The sequence below is a fragment of the Rhodococcus sp. D-46 genome (assembly GCF_011290655.1).
Lineage (GTDB): Bacteria > Actinomycetota > Actinomycetes > Mycobacteriales > Mycobacteriaceae > Rhodococcus_F > Rhodococcus_F qingshengii.
In genome coordinates this window covers 367,441-387,655 of record NZ_JAANTF010000005.1, presented here as the reverse complement: position 1 = coordinate 387,655, position 20,215 = coordinate 367,441, and the positions used below count along the sequence as shown (strand labels likewise).

Here is a 20,215-nt window from a genome sequence, read left to right as displayed (position 1 = left end):
CTCAAGGAGTTAACCGTGGACCGAGCACTTCCCGACACGACGCCGTTCTTCTCGACCGTCGACGACGTGATCGAACGGCTGGCCGAGACCGGCTATCTGTCCGACAAGGCCACCGCGACGGCAGTCTTCCTGGCCGATCGTCTGGGCAAGCCGCTGCTCATCGAGGGCCCGGCCGGTGTCGGAAAGACGGAACTCGCCCGCGCAGTCGCCCAGACCACGGGCGCAGAACTGGTGCGTCTGCAGTGCTACGAGGGCGTCGACGAGGCTCGTGCGCTGTACGAGTGGAACCACGCGAAGCAGATTCTTCGGATTCAGTCGGGCGGGGCGAGCGGAGCGAGGGGTGATGTCGCGGTCGACCACAGCTGGGACTCGACGAAGGCGGATGTCTTCTCGGAGGAGTTCCTGCTCGCACGTCCACTGCTCAAGGCCATTCGCCGCGAGGACCCGACGGTGCTGTTGATCGACGAGACGGACAAGGCAGACGTCGAGATCGAAGGTCTGCTCCTCGAAGTGCTCAGCGACTTCGCGGTCACGATCCCCGAGCTCGGAACGATCACCGCCACCCGCAAGCCGTTCACGGTGTTGACCTCGAATGCCACTCGTGAACTCTCGGAGGCTCTGAAGCGTCGTTGCCTCTTCCTGCATCTCGATTTCCCGGACGCCGACCTCGAGCGTCGCATCCTCGCAAGCCGTGTGCCGGAGCTTCCTGAAGCGATTGCCGAGCAGCTGGTCAACACCATTCGTGTTCTTCGCGGAATGCAGCTCAAGAAGGTCCCTTCGGTATCCGAGACCATCGACTGGGGACGCACCCTTCTTGCTCTGGGCATGGACACTCTCGACGACGATGCCGTTCGCGCCACGCTCGGCGTGATCCTCAAGCACCAGTCGGACCAGGTGCGTGCCGCCGCTGAACTTCGGCTGAACTGAGGTCTGACATGGCTCCCGCAGCATCGACGTCGCCGCTCTCACCTGGCGGCCTGGCAGCGCCGCACGGGATTCCCGGTCACCTCGTCGATTTTGTCGAGGCTTTGCGACGACGCGGAATCATGGTCGGCCCGTCCGAGACAGTCGACGCCGGTCAGGTCATGTCTGTTCTCGACCTGCTCGATCGTGAAGCGCTTCGTGAAGGGCTGGCATGCTCGCTCCTGCGCAGGCCGACCCACCGGGCGACGTTCGACGCCGTCTTCGACCTGTGGTTCCCCAAGGCGATCGGTGACCGTGCGGTCGGCGACGTCGACGTCACACTGCCGCGCAAGCCAGACGGCTCGATCGACCTGCAGGCATTGCGTGAGCTCATTGCCGAACTGCTGACAGACGGCAGTGACGAGGCGATGGAGATGACCGAACTCCTGACCGCCGCGATGGTCGAGGAACTCGGGCAGTACCAGTCGAGTAACGGCCCGTCGTTCTCCGCCTATCAGGCGCTGCGTGACGTCGCCCCGGAGACGTTGCTCAACAAGATCCTGCAGGGCCTGCTCGGCAACCAGGAGGGTTCCGGGTCAGAGGGCAAGGACAACTCCGACTATCAGTCCGAGGTCGCCAAGCGCACGGCAGCGCAGCGCATCGCGGACTTCCGCAAGATGGTCGAGAAGGAAACGCGTCGACGCACAGCCGAGAATTTGGGCAAGGAGCGGGTCGCCACGTACGGCGTTCCGAAACTCGCCGAGGAAGTCGACTTCTTGCGAGCGTCCGATGCCGAACTCACCACGCTGAAGAAGAACGTCGCACCCCTGGCTCGCTTGTTGGCCAGTCGTCTCGCCGTGCGTCGCAGCCGCTCTCGCGCGGGTTCGATCGACCTACGTCGTACGTTGCGCAAGTCCATGTCGACGGGCGGAGTGCCGATCGATCTGGTGCAGCGCAAGCCGAAGCGGGCGCGGCCCGAACTTGTGGTGATGTGTGACGTATCCGGCTCGGTGGCGGGGTTCAGCCATTTCACTCTGCTGCTCGTGAACGCTTTGCGTGAGCAGTTCTCGCGCGTGCGGGTGTTCGCGTTCATCGACACGACCGACGAGGTCACGCGGTTCTTCGACTCGAACGCAGACCTCGGATCAGCGATGTCACGGATGGTGCGTGAGGCCGAACTGATCACCTACGACGGCCACTCAGACTACGGACACGCCTTCGGAGTGTTCCAGGAGAAGTTTGCGCAGTCGATCACCAGTCGCACGTCGCTACTGGTACTCGGCGACGGTCGCAACAACTACCGCGATCCCAACCTTCAGTCGCTGTCGCAGATGGTGGCAGTAGCCAAGCACGCGCACTGGCTCAACCCCGAGCCGAAGGGGCAATGGGGAACGGGTGACTCCGCGGCGAAGGTCTACAACGAGGTCATCAGCATGCACGAGTGCCGCTCGGCCCAGCAGCTTGCCGACGTCGTGTCCCGTCTGCTGCCGGTCTGACCCGTAAGCTCGACACTCGTGCAGAAGGGACTATCGGTGGAACGTGCTCGACGCCTAGGAGTGATGGGTGGCACCTTCGACCCCATTCACCATGGCCACCTCGTTGCGGCCAGTGAGGTCGCCGACCGGTTCGGACTCGACGAAGTGATCTTCGTCCCCACCGGACGGCCTTGGCAGAAGCAGGGGAAGGGCGTCAGTCCTGCCGAGGACCGGTACCTCATGACGGTCATCGCCACCGCCTCCAACCCGCGGTTTTCCGTCTCTCGGGTCGACGTCGACCGTGAAAAAGTGACGTACACCGTGGACACGCTGCGAGACCTCCGGGCCTACCACCCTGACGCCGAACTCTTCTTCATCACCGGTGCCGATGCGCTGGCCAGCATCCTTTCCTGGCAAGATTGGGAAGAGTTGTTCGCATTGGCGAAGTTCGTCGGGGTATCGCGACCGGGTTTCGATCTCAATGCAGAGCACCTGGCCGGTCACCTCGACACCATGCCCGCCGACGCGGTCACGTTGATAGAGATTCCGGCACTTGCCATTTCGTCGACCGAATGTCGGCGTCGGGCAAGTGAAGACCGCCCCGTCTGGTACCTGGTGCCGGACGGAGTGGTGCAGTACATCTCGAAGCGGAACCTGTATCGACCTGTCGACGCGGAGCGCCGCGACGGAGCTACAACGATGTCGGAGCCCGCACCGGGGAAGTCGGAAGCCGTCCCGGGCGCCGAATCGAGCTAGCCGAGCACAACAAGTACTTTCTGAAGACGAAACTGGAGAACATCGAGTGAGCGCAAACACCGAAGCCATCGACATGGCACGCATCGCGGCCTTGGCAGCCGACGAGAAGCTGGCCACCGAAGTGGTGGTGCTCGATGTGTCCGAACAGCTGGTCATCACGGACTGCTTCGTCATCGCATCTGCGACGAACGAGCGTCAGGTCAACTCGATTGTCGAGAACATCGAAGACCGTCTCCGCGAAGCGGGACACAAGCCGGTCCGCCGTGAAGGCACCCGCGAGGGCCGCTGGGCACTGCTCGACTACGCCGACATCGTCGTCCACGTCCAGCATGACGAGGAGCGCAACTTCTACGCTCTCGATCGACTGTGGAAGGACTGCCCGACGGTCGAGGTCGAAGGCCTCGGACAGAACCGTCCCGGCCCCGCCGACGCCAACACGGTGTTCGAGACCGACACGGTTTCCGAGCCGGACGCGCAGGATCCCTCGCTGTGACTTCGTCGGCGCCCAGTGCGGCGTCGAACCCTGTCCGCCGGCTCATCCTGCTGCGTCACGGACAGACCGAATACAACGCCGACTCTCGGATGCAGGGGCAACTCGACACCGACCTGTCGGAGTTGGGACGCACGCAGGCCAAGAGTGCAGGTCCGGTGATCGCCGACCGCAGGCCGTTGACGATCGTGTCCTCGGATCTGCGTCGGGCGTACTTCACGGCCGTCGCAGTCGGTGATGCCGCCGGACTTCCGGTCCTCACCGACACGCGTCTGCGTGAGACACACCTGGGGGAATGGCAGGGCCTGACTCATCATGACGTCGACGAGCGCACTCCCGGTGTGCGATCTGCGTGGCGAGCGGATGCCACGTTGGCGCCGCCCGGCGGCGAAAGCCGAATCGACGTCGCGAATCGCAGCCTCCCCGTAGTTCACGAATTGCTCGACACGCACCCGGACTGGGCCGAGCGGCCCGTGGTTCTGGTGGCGCACGGAGGCTTGATCGCGGCACTGACAGCGGCATTGCTCGACCTACCCGTCGATCGCTGGGCCGTCCTCGGCGGATTGGGAAACACCAGTTGGGTGCAACTCAGTGGACATGGTGACGTCAAGTCGATCGAGTGGCGACTCGACGTATGGAATGCTTCTGCGAGTGTCGCAAATGACGTCCTCTGAAAGTACCGACGGGCAGCGCCCCGTCCTCCTCGTACTCGCGGATTCGCTGTCGTATTTCGGCCCCAAAGGCGGCCTCGCGGCAGATCATCCACGCATCTGGCCCAACATCGTGGCCGACGAACTCGGCTGGGACGTCGAGTTGGTCGCCCGTATCGGATGGACGTGTCGCGACGCGTGGTGGGCACTGACTCAGGATCCTCGTGTGTGGGCGGCGGTGCCGCGGGCCGGCGCCGTCGTGTTCGCGGTCGGCGGGATGGACTCGCTGCCGTCCCCATTGCCTACCGCGCTCCGCGAGACCATCCGCTACGTTCGGCCACCCGCGCTTCGACGCGTGGTGCGCGAGGGTTATCAATGGCTGCAGCCGCGGCTTGCACCTCTGGGCCGCCCGGTCGCACTTCCGCCCAAGCTGAGCGTCGAGTATCTGGAAAGCTCGCGAAATGCGTTGGAGTACATGCGGCCGGAACTGCCGATGATCGCGACCCTGCCGTCGGTGCACCGCAGCGATGCCTACGCGAGCGTGCACGCCGGCCGGCCTGCCGCGGTGTCCGCGATCACCGAGTGGGCTACGGAGAAAGACGTTCCCGTAGTCGATCTCGCGGATGCAGTGCGTGACAACGTCTTTTCCGAGAACGGCAACCCCGACGGTATTCACTGGGGTTGGGACGGTCATGTCGGTGTAGCCCGCGCGATGATCGCTGCGATTCGCGGGGTGGAGTCGAAGAAAGTGGTTTCGCCGCAACTGGTATCACCGCCGAGCGAAGTCGGGTAGCAGAATGCCGGTCGTCGTCGTCACGGATTCCTCCGCCTGCATCCCGCAGGAGTCGGCCGACGCATGTGGCATTCAGGTTGTTCCGCTCCACGTGCTCCGTGACGGGTGCGACTTGCGAGAGGGCGTCGACGCAATGCCGAGCGACCTGTCGGGAGTGACAACGGCCGGAGCGTCGCCCGCCGAGTTGTCCGAAGCGTATGCACGCGCCCTGGACATGAGCGACGGTGACGGCGTTCTCGCCGTTCACATTTCACGTCAACTGTCGGGAACGTGGGAAGCCGGACGAGTCGCAGCCCAGGAATTCGGTGGCGCCGTCCGGATCGTCGATTCACAGTCCGCCGGTATGGGTTTGGGCTATCCGGCTCTCGAAGCTGCACGCTTGGCCGAGAAGGGCGCTTCACTCGAAGAGGCGTACGGCCGGGCGGTCGACGTAGCGAGCCGTGGGCGCTGCTACATCGTCGTCGACAAACTTGATCAATTGCGTAGGGGAGGACGAATCGGAACCGCGGCCGCACTGCTGGGCACTGCATTGGCGATGAAGCCGATCCTGCATCTGGTGGACGGCAAGCTCGTGCTCGGCGAGAAGACACGTACCACCACCAAAGCTCTTGCACGCTTGGTGGATTCGGCAGTCGAACGCGCCGGTCTCGGTCGTGTGGCGATAGCCGTGCATCACATGCGCGCGCGAGAGCGTGCGGACGGGATAGCCGAACAGTTGGCCGAGCGCATTCCCGATGTAGCGGAATCCGTCGTCACCGACTTCAGTGCGGTTATCGGAGCGCACGTCGGTGTCGGCGCGATCGGTGTTGTGGTGTGCCCGTTGCCGGAGATCGACACGAGCGCCTGATCGCTTCTCCACAATCCGCGAGTTCTCCACAGATACAAATTGTTCGTCGTTGGCGGCGAGGTCTCTCGTTAGCGTCCAGTCATGAGGATCAGCGAGGAGCGCGAGCGGGCGCGTGATCGCCTCGCGGCGATGGACGGCAACTACAGGCGGCGACACGAGGACGTCGACGAATTCGAGGATTCAGGGTCTTTCGAGAGGTCCCCCGAGTGGCTTCGGGACTTCGACGAGGACGACTACGACGCTCAGCCCGACTCGTCACGGTTCGACCGATTGCCCGAACATTGGCGCGGTACACGTTGGCGCCCGAGTCGGTCGGCGACCTGGGTGTTGGCGATCGTTGCAGTTCTGGCTACGGCAATCGGCTTGTTCGCCGTGTGGTGGGATTCTCCGAGCATGCAGGCGGTCCCACCGTTGCCCTCGCCCCAGAATGTCACGGAGAAGAATGTGACTGCCGGCGATGGTGAATCAGCCAGTCCTGTACCGACCGGCGTCGTGGCAGAGCAGCCGCCCGAGGCTGTGGTGGTCAGTGTCGTCGGGCTCGTGCGCACGCCTGGGCTTGTCAATCTTCATTCGGGCTCGCGCATCGCCGACGCGCTTGCTGCGGCAGGTGGCGTGCTCGACGGAGCGGAGACGGTGGGCCTGAATCTGGCTCAGAAACTTGTCGACGGCGATCAGATCGTGGTTGGTGCGGCCGATCAGTCCGGTGGTGTTTCTTCGAGTACCACTGCAGGAGGGACCAGCCCCGCAGCTACGGGGGAATCCGGCGGGGCTGGGCTGGTGAACCTCAATACCGCCACCGAGGCCGAACTGGACGAGCTTCCCGGGGTAGGGCCGGTAACGGCTGCGGCGATCATCTCCTGGCGCACATCCAACGGAAAATTCACGGACATAGAACAATTGGGGGAAGTCGACGGGATCGGCCCGGCAAGGTTGGCCAAATTGCGAGTGCTGGTGTCGGTGTGAACGAACCGGAAGCCTCGCCGGTCCTCGACGCTCGACTGCTTCTGTCGGCGGTCGCGGTGTGGGGGAGCAGTGCGGTGGGGATCCTGTTCGGCCCGGTCGCCGCGTGGGTACTGGCGGTGGCGTGTGCGGTTCCAGCGGCACTCCTCACTTACGTGGTTGTGCGCCGGACATCAGCGGGGTGGGTACGAATCATGTTGGTTGCATTGCTGTTCGGTGCCGGGTGTAGTGCCGTCGGCGGGTGGCGGGCGTCCGAGGCGGAGAGGCACCCACTGACCCGAGCTTCTCTCGAGGGAGCTTGGGTGAGTGTCGAAGTGGAACCCTCGGAGGATCCGCGCGCGGTCTCCGGCGCGGTGGGTCAAGGTCAGGTCGTCTTCAGGGCAACCGTCAATTCGGTGACTGCCCAGAACCGCAGGTACTCCGGAGGCGGCTTGGTCACCATCCGGGCGCCCAGTTCGTCGTGGCTCGAAGTTGTTCCAGGGCAGAGCCTCACGGTTCGTGGCCGGGCGAGTCAGCCATGGCGTAGCGATTCCACGCTCGCCGTGATCACGTCCGAAGGGCCTCCCGTCGCGGTGGGAGAAGTGCCCTGGTATCAGCGATGGGCAAGTGTGGTGCGCATTCGTTTCGCGGCTGCGTGCTCGGCTGCACTCCCGCCGGATCAGGCGGGTCTGCTGCCTGGCCTCGTCGTCGGAGACACGTCGGCGCTGTCGCCGGTGGTGAAGGACAACTTCACCGTTGCCGGACTTTCCCATCTCACCGCGGTGTCCGGCGCCAACATCAGCATTCTGCTCGGGGCCGTTCTGCTGTTGGTCAGAGCCGCGGCGCTCAGTCCACGGGTCGGCGCCGCTTTGGCGGTGGTAGCCCTCGTTGCCTTTGTTGTCGTCGCGAGGCCGTCGCCGAGTGTTCTACGCGCGTCGGTGATGGGCTTGGTAGGCCTGCTCAGTCTGGTCACTGGTCGGCGCAAACAGGCGCTGCCTGCGCTTGCCGCCGCCGTCATCGTTCTGGTAGTCGTGAGGCCCGAGCTGGCCGTCGACTGGGGGTTTGCGCTGTCGACTACTGCCACGGGCGCGCTGGTGATCATTGCTCCGGTGTGGGTAGACGTGCTTCGCCGAAGAGGCTGGCCCCGTTGGTTTTCGGAGATGACAGCTGTCTCGGGTGCTGCGTTTGTCGTGACTGCACCGTTGGTGGGCGCCATGGCGGGAACCTTCAGCGTGGTCACGATTGCCGCGAACATGGCGGTGGCGCCGGTGATCGGAATCATCACGGTGTTCGGTGCGGTGATTGCCTTGTGTGCGCTGATCTGTCCACCGATCGCGGTGTTCGTCGCGCCATTGGTGCGGCCGCCGATGGGGTGGCTGCTGTGCGTGTCCGAGCGGGCGGCGGCGCTTCCCGGAGCGTCGGTGGTAGTGCCGTCAGGACTCATCGGTGCTCTCGTCGTCGTGGGAGTCCTACTGGCCGCGGCCCTGACGCTGTGGAATCGGATTTCGAGATGGGTGCTCGGCGTTCTTGTTCTGGGAGTTGTTCTGGCCCTGATCTTTCAACACGTGTTCGGGGGTGGCCGTTTTGCTCCGGGGTGGGCGCTGGTGATGTGCGACGTCGGTCAGGGGGACGGTCTTGTGCTCTCGACTGGAGACGGCAGGGTAATCGTGATCGATGTCGGTCCTGATCCCACGTCGATGGATCGTTGCCTGAACATGTTGGACGTCAACGACATCGCGTTGCTGATGATCAGTCATTTTCATGCCGATCACATCGGTGGATTGGAAGCAGTCCTGAGTGGGCGTTCGGTCGCTGCGATCGGAGTCGGGTCGATGTTGTTGCCGGAGTCAGGTTTTCGAGCGGTGAAGGATGCCGCCGACTCGCAGGCCGTTCCGGTTGTCTCGTTGCTCGCAGGTATGGAGTTGACGCTGGGATCGGTGAACGTGGAGGTTCTCGGTCCGTTGGTTCCAGCTCCCCGCGATTCCGTCGATGCCGCAGATGCAGCCAACGATCAGTCGCTGGTGGTGATGGCGCACACGGGCGCGGGTCGAATTCTGTTGACGGGCGACGCCGAAGTTGCGGGGGAGGAGGCCATCCTCCGATCGGGAACGGACGTGAAGGCCGATGTGTTGAAGCTGCCCCATCACGGTTCTCGGACCACGTCGTCGGCATTTCTGGAAGCGGTGCGTCCGAGGTTGACGATGATCAGCGTCGGCGTCGGCAACAGTTTCGGGCACCCGAATGCGGAGGTTCTCGATGAACTGGATTCATTGGGCGGGGCGGTGGTTCGGACCGACGTCGACGGCACCGTCGCTGTGTACGGCGGGGGCGGCGGGTCTGTGTCGATCGTGTCGGTTCCTCGTGGGACCATCTTCGGGTGAGTAATCCGTCTGGAGTCGATCCGCTGCATCTTGTTCTCGGGGACGACGAGTTCCTGATCGACCGCACGGTATCGCAGCTCATCAGAGCCGTCCGCGGTGACCGCGGCCAGGGTATTTCGGATCTCCCGGTGACCAAGATGCGCGCGGGCGACACCAATGCTCCCGAGTTGGCCGAGTTGCTCAGCCCTTCTCTTTTTGCCGAAGACCGTGTGATCGTCTTGGAATCGGCTGCAGAAGCAGGCAAAGATGCCGTAGCGCTTGTCCTGGAGGCTGCACGCGAGCCGGCAGAAGGTGTGGTTCTGATCGTCGTGCACTCGGGCGGCGGTCGCGCGAAAGCGTTGGCGCCGGCCCTCGAGAAGCTCGGCGCGACGGTTCACAACTGCGGAAAACTGAACAAGAGTCAGCTTGTCGACTTCGTCCGGGGTGAGTTTCGGACCGCAGACGTCAGGGTTGCGCCAGATGCGATCGCCGCGATGATCGAAAGCGTCGGCTCCAACCTCCGCGAACTAGCGTCGGCCTGCTCGCAATTGGCGGCAGATACGGGCGGCAAGATCGACGTCGATGCGGTCCACAAGTATTACTCGGGCAAGGCCGAGGTTTCCGGATTCGACGTGGCCGACAAAGTCATCGTCGGCGATACCCGGGGTGCGCTCGAGGCGCTCCGATGGGCAGATCAGATCGGAACAGCCCATGTTCTGCTCGCGGATGCCCTCGCTGACGCAGTCCACACCATCGCGAAGGTCGGCCCGTTTGCACGGGGCGGTGACCCGTTCCGGTTGGCGTCGGATCTCGGAATGCCGCCGTGGAAGGTCAAGAAGGCGATCAAGGAGGTCGGCGGCTGGGATCCCACGTCGATCGGCGCTGCGATGCAGATCGTCGCCGCCCTCAATGCCGACGTGAAGGGTGCCGCAGTCGACTCGTCCTTCGCCCTGGAGATGGCAGTGCGGAAAGTGTGCGCGTTGCGGAAGAACTGAGTACAACGTGGCCTACTGCGCGTCCGGCCAGAAGTAGTCCGACGACAGTGGCGGCCGTGGCCTCACCCGCCCGGTAGTCGAGGCGTTTCACGCAGGCTTGCTCCAACTGAGTATGCGGAATGGCCTGAGGCTGTGTCGTTGGTTCACCTGTTCTGATGTCGGTCACCCGTAGTGAGTCGTGCGACACCGGATTCACCACACTGCCGCAGGCAATGGTTTCTTGGCCGATTGTGTCCACCGGCACCTTCACGGTGGTGAGTACCGCTCGTCCAACGGCGAGAAACGCCAGAATCGCAACGAGTGAACACATCACGCCGAAGAAGATCCGGAATTCGCTACGTTGCCTGCGCCTACACCATCCGTAGCTTGCGGCACCTCCGACGACTGCAACCGTCAATGATTCCCACCAACGAGGGATTCCCAGGGCGGCCACTACGCCGAAAGCGACGACCGCCCAGAAGACAGTCGGGAACAACCAGCTGCGAGGGCGCTTCCCGTGCCCGTTGATCGCCATCATCAGACGGTTGCAGCCCGCTCCACATATTCGCTGCAAGACATGGATGGCGGGTCTTCGCACTTACCCGATTGAATACGCAAAATAGCCGCCTGGTCTTTCGACCTGGCGGCTATCGAGACGAACCAGTGTGACGGCGAACCGTCACAGTGGAAACGTCAGAGCTTGTTGGCAGCCTGCGAGAGTGCAGACTTCTTGTTGGCAGCCTGGTTGGCGTGAATGACGCCCTTGCTGGCTGCCTTGTCGAGCTTGCGGCTGGTGGAGACGAGGAGCTCGTTGGCCTTGTCCTTGTCACCGGCTGCCGCAGCCTCGCGGAATGAACGGATCGCGGTACGCAGCGAGGACTTCACCGACTGGTTACGGAGTCGGGCCGCCTCGTTGGTACGGATTCGCTTCACCTGGGACTTGATGTTGGCCACGCGTAAAATCCTTGTCGTCTTTAGCTGGTTACGGTCGAGAAAGCTGTGGGCGCACTGATGCACCGACTGGCAAGATTACCAGCCGAGGGCCCAAGAACCCAAACCGTCGCACGTTGCGTCTGTCGAGAAGGGTACACCGAGCGCCCGATTTCTCGCCGCGCTGCCGAATAGCCCCACTTGTAGCAGCATGTTGCCCTATGACGCCGCCGCCTTCGAAAAGTTCGAGTAAAACAGGTTCGACCACCACCCGAGCGCGTCCTGCCGCAGTGTTCGACGGATATTCAGACATCGGTCGCTACGAGTTGGCTTTCGACGAGATGTTCGAGCCCGACGGCTCGGTGCGTGGTCCGTACAAGGGTGTGTACAAAGCCCTGGCGCCGACGAGCAGCGCCGACCTTGCCGCGCGTGCCGACGCACTCGGACGCGCATTCATCGACCAGGGCGTGACGTTCTCGCTGTCCGGGCAGGAGCGACCGTTTCCGTTGGATCTGGTGCCGCGCGTCATCGCCGCGCAGGAGTGGTCGCGGCTTGAAAAGGGCATCAAGCAGCGAGTGAAGGCGCTCGAGTTGTTCCTCGCGGACATTTACGGCGAGCAGCGAATCCTGCGCGATCACGTGTTGCCGCGCCGCTTGGTGACCTCGTGCGAGCACTTCCACCGTGAAGCAGCCGGCATCGTGCCGCCCAACGGTGTGCGAATTCACGTCGCGGGTATCGACCTGGTCCGAGACGAGGCGGGAGAGTTCCGAGTCCTCGAGGACAATCTGCGATCTCCGTCCGGTGTCTCCTATGTGATGGAAAACCGTCGCACCATGACTCGGGTGTTCCCGGATCTGTTCATGTCCCACAAGGTGCGGGCGGTCGGTGATTACGCAACACACCTGCTGAGGGCGCTGCGTGCGGGTGCTGCACTCAACGAAGCGGACCCGACAGTGGTTGTTCTCACACCGGGTATCGCCAATTCCGCCTATTTCGAGCATTCGTTGCTCGCTCGTCAGATGGGTGTGGAACTCGTCGAAGGTCGCGACCTGTTCTGCCGCGACAACATGGTGTACATGCGCACTACGGAAGGCGAGCGCCAGGTCGATGTCATCTATCGCCGCATCGACGACGAGTATCTCGACCCGATGCACTTCCGTCCGGATTCGATTCTCGGCGTCGCAGGCCTACTGAATGCGGCGCGGGCGGGCAACGTGGTGATCTCGAGCGCCGTCGGCAACGGAGTCGGTGACGACAAACTCGTCTATACCTACGTTCCGCAGATCATCGACTACTACCTCGGTGAGAAGCCGCTCTTGCAGAACGTCGACACGTTCCGCTGTTGGTTGGACGAGGAGTGCGAGCAAGTCCTCGACCGCGTCGCCGAACTGGTCATCAAGCCGGTGGAAGGGTCCGGTGGCTACGGAATCGTCTTCGGACCCGACGCGAGCCCCAAGGAACTGGCCGCGATCACCCGCAAGATCAAGGCAGACCCGCGCGGGTGGATTGCGCAGCCACTCGTGCAGTTGTCCACGGTGCCGACCAAGATCGACGATGTTCTCTCGCCGCGCCACGTGGACTTGCGGCCCTTTGCCGTCAACGACGGTGAGGACGTGTGGGTGTTGCCCGGCGGCCTGACCCGGGTGGCACTTCCGGAAGGTTCGCTGGTGGTCAACTCCAGCCAGGGCGGCGGAAGCAAGGACACGTGGGTGCTTGCGAGTCGCACCTCTGACGAAGACCCGGAGTTGTCAGGCGAGGAACTGGTGTCCGAGCCCCCGGAATCCGCGGAGCCGGTGCAGGGTCCCGAACTGAGCACCTCGCAGCAACAACAGCAGCAGCAACAGTGAACACCTCGGAAGTGCCCAGCTACCAAGAACTATCAGTGAACGGAGCGTGGTGACCGATGCTTGCTCGCAACGCAGAGTCCCTCTACTGGATCGGCCGCTACGTCGAGCGCGCCGACGACACTGCTCGGATCCTCGACGTCGCCGTCCATCAATTGCTCGACGACGCCACCGTCGACCCGGACCGCACGTCGCGTCTGCTCCTGCGTGTCCTCGGCATCGAGGCGCCGGAGGGCAAGCTCGACGTGCGCTCGCTCACCGATCTGGTTGCGTTCAGCCGCAACCAGGTTGGTTCGATCGTGGACTCGCTGGCAAGTGCTCGTGAGAATGCTCGCGGGGCGCGTGAGGTCACGTCGAGTGAGATGTGGGAGTGCCTGAACACCACGTACAACGGACTGGCCGAGCGTGAACGTGCCTCACGCAGGCTGGGGCCACACGAGTTCTTCCGCTATGTGGAGGAACGCGCAGCGATGTTCGCGGGCCTGGCGGATTCCACGCTCAGTCGCGACGACGGCTATCGGTTCCTTCTGCTGGGCAGGTCGATCGAACGTGTCGACATGATCGTGCGGATGCTTCTGGCGCGCGCCGGTGACCGCCCGTCGTCGCCGGCATGGGTCAGCGTTCTTCGCTCGGCGGGCGCACATGACACGTATCTGCGTACGTATCGCGGAGCACTCGACGCCAATCGCGTCGTCGAGTTCATCTTGTTGGACAGGCTCTTTCCGCGCTCGGTGTTCCACTCGATCAGGCAGGCCGAGAAGTGCCTGCAGGAGCTCGACCCGCAGCCGGGCAGTCGCGTCGGAATCCGGGCGGAGGCGCCGCGGCTTCTGGGCCGCGCACGCAGCGAACTCGAGTTCCTGCCGCAGGGCGTGTTGCTCGAGGATCTGCAGGGACGGTTGCTCGGTTGGCAGGAGACCTGCCGCGAACTGGGTGAGGCAATTGCATTGCAGTACTTCCACGCTGCGCCGTGGGTCGCGTGGACGGATGCCGGCGCCGCGTATGCGGAGTCGACGGTGGAGGGAGAGCTGTGAGCTGGCGAATGAGGGTCGTGCACACCACGGGATATGCGTACGACGCCCCGGTGACGTCGTCGTACAACGAAGCGCGATTGACACCTCGCGGCGACACCAGGCAGACGGTGATACTCACGCGCGTCGAAACCCAGCCGGCAACGCGTTCCTACCGATACACCGATTACTGGGGCACCGCGGTGACCGCCTTCGACTTGCACGCCCCGCATACGGAACTCGAAGTGACCGGGCTGTCGGTGGTGGAGACGGAACCGTTCGTTCAGCCCGAGGAAACCGTCGACTGGGATGAATTGTCGGGAAACGCGATTAAAGATCGATTCAACGAACAACTGAGTTTCACGAGATATGTTCCGCGTGATCGTAAGCTGGCGACAATTGCCAAGGAATTGCGCAAAGATAAATCACCTGAAGATGCAGTAGTGGCTGCGTCGCAATGGGTTTACGGCGAAATGTCATATGTTCCCGGCACGACCGGAGTGCATACGTCGGCGGTGGAGGCCTGGTCGGCCAGGAAAGGCGTCTGCCAGGACTATGCGCATCTGACCTTGGTGTTGCTTCGAACGATGGGGATACCGTGTCGATACGTTTCCGGCTATCTCCACCCCAAACGTGATGCGGCAGTCGGGGACACGGTGGTCGGGGAATCGCACGCATGGATCGAAGCGTGGACCGGCGCGTGGTGGGGATACGACCCGACCAATGCGATAGCTGTGAATGAACAGCATGTCTCGGTCGGAATAGGAAGGGACTATTCGGATGTGCCGCCTTTGAAGGGAATCTTTTCCGGTGGACGCTCCACAGATCTCGAAGTTGTTGTGGAGATCACCAGGCTTGCGTAAAGTCCGGCAAATCTAGGCGCGTGAGCATTACTACCGTTCGATGAGAAGAAGGTGGGAATATGTCTCCAACTGCACAGGAATTGACTGAGATCGAACCGATCTCGGATGTGAAGAAGTATGCGGCCGAAGCGGTGGGAACATTTGTGCTCGTGTTCTCCGCAGTCGGAACTGCCGTCTTTGCAGGTGCGAAAGTCGGCAACCTCGGAGTTGCCTTCGCATTCGGCCTGACCCTGCTGTTCCTCGTATATGCGATCGGCCCGATTTCCGGTTGCCACGTCAACCCAGCAGTGACTCTCGGCCAATTCGTGATCGGGCGAATCTCAGCCGTCAATGCGGCGATTTACGTTGTCGCGCAAGTGATCGGCGGCTTGGTCGCAGGCGTCGTGATCTACACGGTGGCCAACAGTCTCCCGGCGTACAACCGTGCTGCTGACGGTTTGGGTGCAAACGGTTGGGGCGCGCACAGTCCGTCGGCCGAGAAGAATCTTCTCGGACAGGTGGTTTCCGACGGTTACGGCATCGGTGCCGCGATGATCATCGAGATTCTCCTGACCGCTCTGCTCGTGTTCGTCGTTCTCGCGTCGACCGACCAGATCTCCGACGTGCCGCTCGCCGGGGTGTCCATCGGCTTCACCCTGGCCGTCATTCACCTGATCTCGATCCCGATCGACAACACCTCCGTCAACCCTGCTCGAAGCCTCGCTGTCGCGCCGTTCCAGGACGGTGCACTCGGTCAGGTGTGGTTGTTCATCGTGTTCCCGCTCATCGGCGGTGCGCTCGGTGCACTCATCTATCGAGCACTCTTCGGACGGTTCAACCGTCTGGACAGCTGATCGATACTGTTTCCATCGTTCGGGTCGGCTTCAGCTCCAGCTGAAGTCGGCCCGAAGTTTTGCCGCGACCGCGTCGAACTTCTTGTGATCCATGACGGCGCCCTCGCGCCGAATCCCGCTCTCGGGAACGTCGAGCACCCGGTCGAGCCGGACCCAGCTGGGCCTTCCCTCGCCGTCCCACGGGCCCGAACCGATTGCGAGCCAATCGCGCTCACCCTGGCGTTTACTCTGCGAAGACAACATCAGGCCGAGCAGCGTGTCGCCGTCGCGGCCGACAACCAGCACCGGGCGGTCTTTGCCCTGGGTCGGATCCTCCTCGTAGGCAACCCAGGTCCAGACGATCTCGCCCGGATCGGCCTTGCCGTCGAGGTCGGGGGAGTACTCGACCTTGCGGGCGCGATGTGCGGTCGGAGACGTTCGCGCGGCGATCGGGCGGCCGGTCGGACCCGGCTTCGAGGCAGACGACTGAGACGTGGACGACTGCAGCTGGCGCAGCAACGCAGGGCCCTTCTCCACCGCGAGGGCGCCGAGGGTTCTGCCGATCTGCTTCCACATGCTTGCCATAGCGTTCGAGCATAATCACCCACCCGTGGGAACCCCTGGTACGGCGGCGCCGAGACTTGGATATCCTGAGGGTTGACAGTGGCCCGGATCCGGGCCGGTGCCGGTCCGACTAAGGGGTCTCCCATCAGCAGCTTCGCCGACAAGACGTTCACGGATCCTGCGCAGATCCGGAACTTCTGCATCATCGCGCACATCGACCACGGTAAGTCGACGCTGGCAGATCGCATGCTTCAGCTCACCGGTGTGGTCGAAGAGCGGGCGATGCGTGCGCAGTACCTGGACCGCATGGACATCGAGCGTGAACGCGGCATCACCATCAAGGCCCAGAACGTTCGTCTGCCCTGGACCGTCGACGGCGAAGAGTTCGTCCTCCACCTCATCGACACACCCGGCCACGTCGACTTCACGTACGAGGTCTCCCGCGCGCTCGAAGCATGTGAGGGTGCAATTCTGCTGGTCGACGCAGCTCAGGGCATCGAAGCTCAGACGCTGGCGAACCTCTACCTGGCGATGGAGAAGGATCTCAAGATCATTCCCGTCCTCAACAAGATCGACCTCCCGGCCGCGGATCCCGACCGCTATGCCGAAGAGATCGCGCACATCACGGGCTGCGAGCCCGGTGATGTCCTGCGCGTCTCGGGTAAGACCGGTATGGGTGTCAAGGAACTGCTCGACGAGGTGATCAAGCAGGTACCTGCGCCTGTCGGCGATGCTGACGGTCCCGCCCGCGCGATGATCTTCGACTCTGTCTACGACGCCTACCGCGGCGTGGTCACCTACGTGCGTGTGGTCGACGGTCGGATCCGTCCCCGCGAGAAGATCACGATGATGTCCACGGGCACCACACACGAACTGCTCGAGGTCGGCATCATCTCGCCCGAGCCGAAGGCCAGTATCGGTCTGGGCGTCGGCGAGGTGGGCTACCTCATCACGGGTGTGAAGGATGTCCGCCAGTCGCGCGTCGGTGACACCGTCACCACCACCCGCAACGGCGCGACCGAACCGCTGGTCGGCTACCGCGATCCCAAGCCGATGGTCTACTCGGGCCTCTACCCGATGGACGGCTCGGACTACCCCGTGCTGCGCGATGCCCTCGACAAGCTCCGTCTCAACGACGCGGCGCTGGCGTATGAACCCGAGACGTCGGTTGCCCTCGGATTCGGCTTCCGCTGCGGCTTCCTCGGCCTGCTCCACATGGAGATCACCCGCGACCGCCTCGAGCGTGAGTTCGGCCTCGAACTGATTTCCACCGCGCCCAACGTCGTCTACCGCGTCGTGATGGAGGACGGGGCCGAGGTCATCGTCACCAACCCGTCGTACTGGCCGGAAGGCAAGGTTCGCGAGGTCTACGAGCCCGTCGCCAAATGCACCGTCATCGCCCCGAGTGAGTACGTCGGCGCCATCATGGAGCTGTGCCAGTCCCGTCGCGGTGAGCTCGGCGGCATGGACTACCTCTCCGAGACTCGCGTCGAACTGCGCTACGAACTGCCCATGGGCGAGATCATGTTCGACTTCTTCGACGCCCTCAAGTCCCGCACCAAGGGTTATGCCAGCCTCGATTACGAGGAGGCCGGTGAGCAGCAGGCCGATCTGGTGAAGGTCGACATCCTGCTGCAGGGCGAGGCCGTCGACGCGTTCTCCTCGATCGTGCACCGTTCCAACGCCGGCGCTTACGGCGGACGCATGACGTCGAAGCTTCGTGAGCTGATTCCTCGCCAGCAGTTCGAGGTTCCGATCCAGGCCGCGATCGGCGCGAAGATCATCTCGCGCGAGAACATTCGCGCAATCCGCAAGGACGTTCTCGCCAAGTGCTACGGCGGCGACATCAGCCGTAAGCGCAAGCTGCTCGAGAAGCAGAAGGAAGGCAAGAAGCGCATGAAGACCATCGGTCGCGTCGAGGTGCCGCAGGAAGCATTCGTGGCGGCCCTGACGTCGGAATCGGTCGGCGAGAAGCCCAAGAAGTAGGAGCGCATGGTCACCACCTGGTTGTCCCGAGAGTTCGGAATCGAAATCCCGGTTCTCGGGGCGCCCATGGGTGGGCGCGCGGGCGGCGCGCTCGCCGGAGCTGTATCGGCGGCCGGCGGGTTGGGTCTGCTCGGCGCGGCTCGGTACAACACACCGGAGTGGATCGAGGCCGAAGCCGAGGTGGCCCGGTCGATCGGCGGAAAATTCGGCGTCGGCCTGATGACGTGGTCGCTGCCCGAGAACGAGTTGATGCTCGACGCCGCGATTGCCGTCGAGCCGACCATGATCACCTTGTCGTTCGGTGATCCCGCCTCGTATGTCGGACGAATCCACGATGCGGGCATTCCCGTTGTGTCACAGATCAATACGCTCGAAGACCTTCGCATTGTCGAGGCCGCGGGTGTCGACGGCGTGATCGCGCAAGGCGGTGAGGCAGGCGGTCACACGGGCCGAATCGGAACCTTGCCGCTGCTGCAGGAGATCCTCGAAACGACATCACTTCCAGTACTGGCGGCCGGCGGAATCGGGACCGGCCGCGGTTTGGCCGCAGTCCTGGCAGCCGGCGGGGAAGGCGTGATGATCGGAACGGCGCTGCTCGCCAGCCCGGAGACGGTCGGGCCGGACTATGCCCGCGACCGCGTCGTCGAAGCCGGAAGTGCCGACACGATTTACACCTCGGTGTTCGACCGAGCGCGCAGTCAACCGTGGCCGCAGCGGTGGGGTGGCCGCGCGGTGGCCAACGAGTTCACTGCCGCCTGGCACGGAGTCGACGCCGATGAGGAAATGCTGGCGAAGGCGTACGACCCGTCGGATCCCCACAGCGGAGTCGTCTACGCCGGAGAAGCTGTCGGACTCGTACACGGAACCCATCCGGCCGGCGACGTGGTTCGACGCATCGGCGCCGATGCGGAGCGTCTGCTCTCTCGTTTCGCCTGAAAGCAAGGTCGGACACAACCGGGTCCCATATGAGAAGGTAAGCCTCTGCTAACTAGTGGAGGAGTATTTTCGTGCGTGCGATGAAGTTTTCGGCGGTGGCTCTCTTGGGAGCGCTGGTCGTAGGTATCAGCGGATGTTCGTCCTCGGACGCCGACGAGATCGCGGGCGGTCGGGTCACCACGATCGACCACAAGTTCGGCGCCACCACGATCACCGGGACGCCGACGCGCATCGTCGCGGCCGACACCCAGTGGCTCGACGCTCTGCTCGAACTCGGAATCCAGCCGGTGGGGTACCTGGCTGCCGGCCCGATGGGCGACGAGCGTGGTCTGTTCCCGTGGGAGAGTGGCGTGGACGCGTCGGCGAAGGAACTCGATCGCTCGGCGATCCAGCAGTTCGGTGTCCCGCTCAAAGCTGAAGAAATTGCAGCCTTGGATCCCGATCTGATTCTCGGCGGGTTCTCCGTCGCCGATCAGGACGATTTCGACCAGTTGAGCAAGATCGCTCCGACCATTGCCGGTCTGTCCGACGTCCAGGTCGATCCGTGGCAGGACCAGGTGGAGATTCTCGGCCGGGTTCTCGACAAGGAGTCGCGAGCCGACGAGATCGTCGAGGCGACAAACGGGCAGATCGATGCGCTCGCACAGCGGTTGCCGGGGCTGAAGGGTAAGACCGCTCTTTTGTCGCAGTACGTCTTCCCGACGTCGCAGTTGGTGATCGTCGCTGATCCCAAGGACGGTGCTTCGGGACTGTTCACGCGTCTGGGAATGTCGTTGCCGCCCAAGCTGGTCGACGAGGCCGGTGTGACCGGTGGCCGGCTGATACTCAGCCCGGAACGGGTCGACGCTCTCAGCGCCGACGTCGTGGTGCTGCTGCCCAACGGCGGGTCGCTCGACGACATGATGAAGCTGCCGGGGTTTGCCGACCTGCCTGCAGTCAAGGGTGGCGGATTGGCCATCGTCGACTATCCGACTGTTGCCGGCCTGAACACTCCGTCGTCGCTGTCGCTGAAGTACTCGCTCGAATCGATCACGCCGCAGCTCGAAGCGGTGGCCGGCTAGACCTGCTGTGCGCCTTTATTAACCG

General features: G+C 63.4%; 19 protein-coding genes. 17 read left to right on the top strand and 2 right to left on the bottom strand.

What is annotated here, in order from left to right; translation table 11 throughout:
• The first annotated feature begins 15 nt into the window (after nucleotides 1-15).
• The 10 genes from G9U53_RS15115 (at nucleotide 16) to holA (ending at nucleotide 10,208) form a co-directional block, all read left to right on the top strand.
• Complete coding sequence (locus G9U53_RS15115) at nucleotides 16-927, top strand: MoxR family ATPase (protein WP_003944506.1); 912 nt, start codon at nucleotides 16-18, stop codon at nucleotides 925-927.
• 8 nt (nucleotides 928-935) lie between these two features.
• Nucleotides 936-2,399 carry a VWA domain-containing protein gene (locus G9U53_RS15110; RefSeq protein ID WP_007731020.1) on the top strand — a complete coding sequence of 488 codons (1,464 nt, stop codon included), beginning with the start codon at nucleotides 936-938 and terminating at the stop codon, nucleotides 2,397-2,399.
• An 18-nt stretch (nucleotides 2,400-2,417) separates the two neighbouring features.
• Nucleotides 2,418-3,134, top strand: a complete 717-nt coding sequence (nadD, locus tag G9U53_RS15105; RefSeq protein WP_003944462.1) for a nicotinate-nucleotide adenylyltransferase — start codon at nucleotides 2,418-2,420, stop codon at nucleotides 3,132-3,134.
• A 46-nt stretch (nucleotides 3,135-3,180) separates the two neighbouring features.
• Nucleotides 3,181-3,627 (top strand): ribosome silencing factor, encoded by a 447-nt coding sequence (rsfS, locus tag G9U53_RS15100; protein ID WP_003944502.1) that lies wholly within the window; start codon nucleotides 3,181-3,183, stop codon nucleotides 3,625-3,627.
• Entirely contained in the window at nucleotides 3,624-4,298 is a 675-nt protein-coding gene (locus tag G9U53_RS15095; RefSeq protein ID WP_019749053.1) for a histidine phosphatase family protein, read from the top strand. The genes rsfS and G9U53_RS15095 overlap by 4 nt, the downstream gene beginning before the upstream one ends.
• Nucleotides 4,285-5,067: a diglucosylglycerate octanoyltransferase gene (gene octT, locus G9U53_RS15090; RefSeq protein WP_165638857.1), complete on the top strand. Its 783-nt coding sequence runs from the start codon at nucleotides 4,285-4,287 to the stop codon at nucleotides 5,065-5,067. The genes G9U53_RS15095 and octT overlap by 14 nt, the downstream gene beginning before the upstream one ends.
• 4 nt (nucleotides 5,068-5,071) lie before the next feature.
• Complete coding sequence (locus G9U53_RS15085) at nucleotides 5,072-5,914, top strand: DegV family protein (RefSeq protein WP_003944515.1); 843 nt, start codon at nucleotides 5,072-5,074, stop codon at nucleotides 5,912-5,914.
• 81 nt (nucleotides 5,915-5,995) lie between these two features.
• Nucleotides 5,996-6,877 carry a ComEA family DNA-binding protein gene (locus G9U53_RS15080; protein WP_007731028.1) on the top strand — a complete coding sequence of 294 codons (882 nt, stop codon included), beginning with the start codon at nucleotides 5,996-5,998 and terminating at the stop codon, nucleotides 6,875-6,877.
• On the top strand, nucleotides 6,874-9,234 hold the full coding sequence (locus G9U53_RS15075; protein WP_165638856.1) for a ComEC/Rec2 family competence protein: 2,361 nt from the start codon (nucleotides 6,874-6,876) through the stop codon (nucleotides 9,232-9,234). The genes G9U53_RS15080 and G9U53_RS15075 overlap by 4 nt, the downstream gene beginning before the upstream one ends.
• Nucleotides 9,231-10,208 carry a DNA polymerase III subunit delta gene (holA, locus tag G9U53_RS15070; protein WP_003944476.1) on the top strand — a complete coding sequence of 326 codons (978 nt, stop codon included), beginning with the start codon at nucleotides 9,231-9,233 and terminating at the stop codon, nucleotides 10,206-10,208. Before G9U53_RS15075 ends, holA begins: the two co-directional genes overlap by 4 nt.
• Before the next feature lie 672 nt (nucleotides 10,209-10,880).
• On the opposite strand, the gene rpsT is transcribed toward holA, so the two are convergent.
• Nucleotides 10,881-11,141, bottom strand: coding sequence for a 30S ribosomal protein S20 (gene rpsT, locus G9U53_RS15065; protein WP_003944567.1), 261 nt, complete (start codon nucleotides 11,139-11,141; stop codon nucleotides 10,881-10,883).
• Between the two features lie 197 nt (nucleotides 11,142-11,338).
• On the opposite strand from rpsT, the gene G9U53_RS15060 reads away from it, so the two are divergent.
• From G9U53_RS15060 to G9U53_RS15045, 4 genes are read left to right on the top strand one after another with little or no spacing between them, the layout of a single operon-like run.
• The gene (locus tag G9U53_RS15060; RefSeq protein ID WP_003944471.1) at nucleotides 11,339-12,964 is read left to right on the top strand and encodes a circularly permuted type 2 ATP-grasp protein; all 1,626 of its coding nucleotides are present in this window, start codon (nucleotides 11,339-11,341) and stop codon (nucleotides 12,962-12,964) included.
• 56 nt (nucleotides 12,965-13,020) lie between these two features.
• A complete protein-coding gene (locus tag G9U53_RS15055) occupies nucleotides 13,021-13,992 on the top strand; it encodes an alpha-E domain-containing protein (RefSeq protein ID WP_003944483.1) in 972 nt (323 codons plus the stop codon).
• Nucleotides 13,993-14,000: 8 nt separating this feature from the next.
• Complete coding sequence (locus G9U53_RS15050; protein ID WP_007731033.1) at nucleotides 14,001-14,831, top strand: transglutaminase family protein; 831 nt, start codon at nucleotides 14,001-14,003, stop codon at nucleotides 14,829-14,831.
• A gap of 59 nt (nucleotides 14,832-14,890) precedes the next feature.
• Nucleotides 14,891-15,664, top strand: coding sequence for an aquaporin (locus G9U53_RS15045; RefSeq protein ID WP_019749045.1), 774 nt, complete (start codon nucleotides 14,891-14,893; stop codon nucleotides 15,662-15,664).
• A 30-nt stretch (nucleotides 15,665-15,694) separates the two neighbouring features.
• On the opposite strand, the gene G9U53_RS15040 is transcribed toward G9U53_RS15045, so the two are convergent.
• On the bottom strand, nucleotides 15,695-16,228 hold the full coding sequence (locus tag G9U53_RS15040) for a type II toxin-antitoxin system PemK/MazF family toxin (RefSeq protein ID WP_064689233.1): 534 nt from the start codon (nucleotides 16,226-16,228) through the stop codon (nucleotides 15,695-15,697).
• A gap of 72 nt (nucleotides 16,229-16,300) precedes the next feature.
• Here G9U53_RS15040 and lepA point away from each other — a divergent pair, with 72 nt between their 5' ends.
• The 3 genes from lepA (at nucleotide 16,301) to G9U53_RS15025 (ending at nucleotide 20,190) form a co-directional block, all read left to right on the top strand.
• Nucleotides 16,301-18,193 (top strand): translation elongation factor 4, encoded by a 1,893-nt coding sequence (lepA, locus tag G9U53_RS15035; protein WP_003944564.1) that lies wholly within the window; start codon nucleotides 16,301-16,303, stop codon nucleotides 18,191-18,193.
• A 6-nt stretch (nucleotides 18,194-18,199) separates the two neighbouring features.
• Nucleotides 18,200-19,129, top strand: a complete 930-nt coding sequence (locus tag G9U53_RS15030) for a nitronate monooxygenase (protein WP_030536619.1) — start codon at nucleotides 18,200-18,202, stop codon at nucleotides 19,127-19,129.
• A gap of 80 nt (nucleotides 19,130-19,209) precedes the next feature.
• Nucleotides 19,210-20,190, top strand: coding sequence for an ABC transporter substrate-binding protein (locus G9U53_RS15025; protein ID WP_207624322.1), 981 nt, complete (start codon nucleotides 19,210-19,212; stop codon nucleotides 20,188-20,190).
• Nucleotides 20,191-20,215: the final 25 nt, after the last annotated feature.

Coding starts and splice junctions, on each gene's coding strand:
- G9U53_RS15110 (WP_007731020.1), top strand. CDS start 936: ATGGCTCCCGCAGCATCGACGTCGCCGCTCTCACCTGGCGGCCTGGCA.
- octT (WP_165638857.1), top strand. CDS start 4,285: ATGACGTCCTCTGAAAGTACCGACGGGCAGCGCCCCGTCCTCCTCGTA.
- G9U53_RS15085 (WP_003944515.1), top strand. CDS start 5,072: ATGCCGGTCGTCGTCGTCACGGATTCCTCCGCCTGCATCCCGCAGGAG.
- G9U53_RS15080 (WP_007731028.1), top strand. CDS start 5,996: ATGAGGATCAGCGAGGAGCGCGAGCGGGCGCGTGATCGCCTCGCGGCG.
- G9U53_RS15060 (WP_003944471.1), top strand. CDS start 11,339: ATGACGCCGCCGCCTTCGAAAAGTTCGAGTAAAACAGGTTCGACCACC.
- G9U53_RS15055 (WP_003944483.1), top strand. CDS start 13,021: ATGCTTGCTCGCAACGCAGAGTCCCTCTACTGGATCGGCCGCTACGTC.
- G9U53_RS15050 (WP_007731033.1), top strand. CDS start 14,001: ATGAGGGTCGTGCACACCACGGGATATGCGTACGACGCCCCGGTGACG.
- G9U53_RS15045 (WP_019749045.1), top strand. CDS start 14,891: ATGTCTCCAACTGCACAGGAATTGACTGAGATCGAACCGATCTCGGAT.
- G9U53_RS15040 (WP_064689233.1), bottom strand. CDS start 16,228: ATGGCAAGCATGTGGAAGCAGATCGGCAGAACCCTCGGCGCCCTCGCG.
- G9U53_RS15030 (WP_030536619.1), top strand. CDS start 18,200: ATGGTCACCACCTGGTTGTCCCGAGAGTTCGGAATCGAAATCCCGGTT.
- G9U53_RS15025 (WP_207624322.1), top strand. CDS start 19,210: ATGAAGTTTTCGGCGGTGGCTCTCTTGGGAGCGCTGGTCGTAGGTATC.